The 4,097-nt window shown below is 72.6% G+C and carries 4 protein-coding genes; 3 read left to right on the forward strand and 1 reads right to left on the reverse strand.

Annotated elements, in window-relative coordinates; all coding sequences use genetic code 11:
• From AC27IO_RS21340 to AC27IO_RS21350, 3 genes are all read left to right on the forward strand, one after another.
• Positions 1-781, forward strand: a 781-nt coding sequence (locus AC27IO_RS21340; protein ID WP_498740643.1) for a LysR family transcriptional regulator, incomplete at its 5' end; no start/stop codon positions are given.
• A gap of 131 nt (positions 782-912) precedes the next feature.
• On the forward strand, positions 913-1,890 hold the full coding sequence (locus AC27IO_RS21345) for a Bug family tripartite tricarboxylate transporter substrate binding protein (protein WP_284406536.1): 978 nt from the start codon (positions 913-915) through the stop codon (positions 1,888-1,890).
• 5 nt (positions 1,891-1,895) lie between these two features.
• On the forward strand, positions 1,896-2,861 hold the full coding sequence (locus tag AC27IO_RS21350) for a M14 family metallopeptidase (protein WP_498740645.1): 966 nt from the start codon (positions 1,896-1,898) through the stop codon (positions 2,859-2,861).
• 36 nt (positions 2,862-2,897) lie between these two features.
• On the opposite strand, the gene AC27IO_RS21355 is transcribed toward AC27IO_RS21350, so the two are convergent.
• Complete coding sequence (locus AC27IO_RS21355; protein WP_498740646.1) at positions 2,898-3,848, reverse strand: EamA family transporter; 951 nt, start codon at positions 3,846-3,848, stop codon at positions 2,898-2,900.
• Positions 3,849-4,097: the final 249 nt, after the last annotated feature.

Below are 4,097 nucleotides of genomic sequence, written 5' to 3' on the forward strand. Positions count from 1 at the left end.
GCTGGAGGCCTGGGCCGGCACGCCGCTGGTCGAGCCCGGCAGCGGCCCCGTGCGGCTGACGGCGGCGGGCCAGGTCTTTCTGGACACGGCCGAGCAGATGGCGCGCAACCTCTCGCAGTCGCACGAGGAACTGCGCGCAGTGGCCGGGCGCCAGGCGCGCACCGTCACGCTCACCACGGGCCGCACGCTGGCCCGCACCGTGGTGGCCGACCTGCTGGTGCGGCTGCGCCCGGTGATGAAGGACTGCGAGCTGTGCATCCTGACCCGCGCGCTGGCCGACACCGTGGCCCTGCTGGAGCGCGGCGAGGCGGATTTTTCCATCGCCTACCACCACCCGGCGCTGGCCATCCGGCTGGATGCGCGCCAGTTCTCGCACATCACGCTGGCCTCGGACCGGCTGGTGCCGGTGTCGCGCGCCACGGCGCAGGGCGCGGCGCTGCACCCGCTGGCGGGCGCGGGCCCCATTCCCTACCTGGCCTACGCGCGCACGCTGGCGCTGGGCCGGCTGGTGGAGGACCAGCTGGCGCACCACCCGGTCACGCAGCGCCTGCAGCGCACGGTGGAGTGCGACTCGGCCGATGCGCAATACGAATACGTGCACAAGGGCCTGGGCGTGGCCTGGCTGCCGTGGTCCATGGTGCATGCCGACTGCAAGGCCGGCCGGCTGGCCAAGGCGGGCGACCGCAGCATGGAGGCGAAGTTCGACGTGCGGCTGTACCGGCCCAAGCGCCGGCTGAGTACGCAGGCCGAGGCGATCTGGCACGCCATCGCCGCGCGGTGACGGCCCGCGCCAGCATCGGGTTCGCCCCCTTGGCGCCCGCGTGCCGAAACAGCACCATGGCGTGCCGACTCGGCACCCCCGCGCCCCGCCCGCCTTCGCACAATCGGCCCACACCCCACCAGGAGACTCCGATGCATGCCCACCCCGCCTTCCGCCGCACGCTTTTGCTGTGCGGCCTCGCCCTGCTGGCCGCCGGCCCCGCCGCCGCGCAGGACAGCTACCCGAGCAAGCCCATCACCATCGTCGTCGGCTACCCGCCCGGCGGCAGCACCGACCTCACCGGGCGCACGGTGGCGCAGGAACTGGGCGCGCGCCTGGGCGTACCGGTGGTGATCGAGAACGTGGGCGGCGCCGGCGGCGCCATCGGCGCGCAGAAGGTGGCCAGCGCCGCGCCGGACGGCTACACGCTGCTCGTGGGCGCGAGCAACGAGATCGCCATCAACAAGCTGGTGACCAAGAAGGTCAAGTACGACGTGAAGGACTTCACCGCCATCGGCGTGATCGCCTCGCAGCCCCTGGTGCTGGTGGCATCCACCGGCTCGGGCGTGAAGAACGCGGCCGAATTCACGCAGCGCGTGTCCAGGAACCCCGGCAAGTACAGCTACGGCAGCTCGGGCGTAGGCACCTCGCTGCACCTGGCGGGCGAGATGGTCAAGGAGCAGGGCAAGCTGTTCATGACGCACATCCCCTACCGCGGCGTGGCCCCGCTCACCAACGACCTGCTGGGCAACAACCTGGAGTTCGGCGTGTTCGTGCTCTCCAGCGGCCTGCCCCACATCAAGAGCGGCAAGGTCGTCGCGCTGGGCACGACCGAGGCCAAGCGCTCGGCCATCACGCCCGACATTCCCGCGCTGGCCGAGTTGCCGCAGTACAAGAACGTGGACATCGGCGTGTGGTTCGCCCTGATGGGCCCGGCCAAGCTGCCCAAGCCCGTGCACGACAAGCTCAAGAAGGCGCTGAACGAGGCGCTGCAGTCGCCCGACTTCCGCAAGAAAATGGAAGCCTCCGGCTCGACCGTGGCGTCCACCAGCCTGAACGCCGACCAGTTCATCGCCTCGGAAGTGGCCAAATACCAGAAGATCGTCGAATTCGCCAAGATCGAGGAGTGACCTTGATGCCCCGGACCTTCGCACTCACCGCCCCCGACCTCACGCCCTGGCGCGCCGGCAACACCGGCACCGAAGGCGTGTGGCACTTCGATTCCGGCCTGCCCGGCCGCCATGTCCTCATCAGCGCCCTGGTGCACGGCAACGAGCTGTGCGGCGCCTGGGCGCTGCAGGGCCTGCTGGCGGCGGGGCTGCGCCCGCAGCAGGGCGCGCTCACGCTGGCGTTCTGCAACCTGGAGGCCTTCGACCGCTTCGATCCGGCCGACCACGACGCCTCGCGCTTCACCGACCAGGACATGAACCGCCAGTGGACCGACGAGCGCATGGAGGCGGGCGACACGCGCGAGCGCCGCCGCGCCGCCGCGCTGCGGCCCTTCGTGGCGCGCGCCGACTGGCTGCTCGACCTGCATTCGATGCACGAGCCGGGGGCGCCGCTCCTGCTGACCGGCCTGCACCCGCGCAACCTGGAGCTGGCCCGCCGCATGGGCGCGCCCGAGCACATCGTGGCCGATGCGGGCCACCAGGACGGTGTGCGCATGCGCGACTACGGGCACTTCGGACTGCCCGACGCGCAGGCGGGCGACCGCCGCTCGCTGCTGGTGGAATGCGGCTTCCATGGCGCGCTGTCCAGCCGCACCGTGGCCTACGACCAGTGCGTGCGCTTCCTGGCGGCGGCGCAGATGCTCCACCCCGAGGCGCTGGCCGCGCTGCTGCCCGGCTGGCGCCAGCCCGATGCGCCGCGCCAGTGGGTGCTGGAGGTGACCGGCCCGGTGGTCGCCAAGAGCAGCGCCTTCCGCTTCACGCAGCCGTTCACCGGCCTGGAGGTGATCCCCAAGGCCGGCACGGTGATCGGCGACAACGACGGCGAACCCGTCACCACGCCGTACGACGACTGCGTGCTCGTCATGCCCTCCACGCGCCAGGCGCGGGCGGGGGTGACGGTGGTGCGCTACGCCCGCCGCCGGCCGCTGTAGCGCGCTGAACCGGCGCTGACCCGGCACCAGGCCCGGTCAGCGCCGCGCCCAGCGCGGCCCGAGCACCACGCACCCCAGCGCCAGCACCACGCAGGCCACGCCGGCCCACTGCCAGGCGGTGACCAGCTCGCCCAGCACCAGCAGCCCGGCGGCCAGCCCCACCACGGGCACGCCCAGGCTGAAGGGCGCCACGCGGTTGGCCGGGTAGCGGGTGAGCAGCCCCGTCCACAGGCCGTAGCCGACGATGGTGGCCACCCAGCCCAGGTAGGCGACCGCGCCCCAAGCCACCGGCGGCAGCGCGGCCCAGGCGTCCCAGTGCAGCCAGCGGCCCGCGTCCGCATCGGTCAGGGCCGACAGCGCCGCGAACGGCAGCACCGGCACCAGGCTGCTCCACACCACGAACGACAGCGGCTTGTAGCCCGGCGATGCCCGCTGCGCCATGCGCGAGACGATGTTGGACACCGCCCAGGAGGCGGCCGCGCACAGCGTGAGGCAGATGCCCACCATCGTCGCCCCGCCCACGCCCGTGCCGGTGGCCCCCGGCCCGATGAAGTTCATGGCGAAACATCCGAGGCCCACCGCCGCGATCGCCATGCCCACCACCAGCGGCCGCCCGGGCCGCTCGCGCAGGATGCCGAACGCGAACAGCGCGGTGAAGAACACCTGCGTCTGCATGAGCACGCTGGCCAGCGCCGCCGTCATGCCCAGCTTCAGGGCGAAAAAGCCGAAGCCGAACTGCCCCACGCCCTGGAACAGCCCGAACAGCAGCACCCAGCGCCAGTGCATGCGCGGCGGCTTGAGGAAGAACACCAGCGGCAGCGCGGCGAACAGGTAGCGCACGGCCCCGAGCTGGAACGGCGTGAAGTAGCGCAGGCCCCACTTCATCGCCACGAAATTGATCCCCCAGATGACCACCACGGCCATCGCGGCCAGCACGTCGCGCGTGGCCATGGCATCGCCGACCGGCGCCCGGGCCACCGCGCTCATGCGGCCCCCCCTGCGGCCCGGCTGGCGGGTGGGGCGGTGCCGCCCAGGGCGCCGCGGCGCGGCGAAGGTGGAGAAAAACGCGGGGCTGGGCATACGGCGGTTCGCCGGCAGGCCGGCGCAGAAAAAAGGGGGGCGGGGGGAAGGGGAGGGGGCGGAAGCGGTACGGAGTTATTCCGCACGGCCCCGGACCTGGCGGTGTGGCCGGCCACGGGACAGCGGTGGCCTGGCCGCGGCACCGCCGTGCGGCCA

This window comes from Acidovorax sp. KNOB132, from assembly GCF_057541515.1.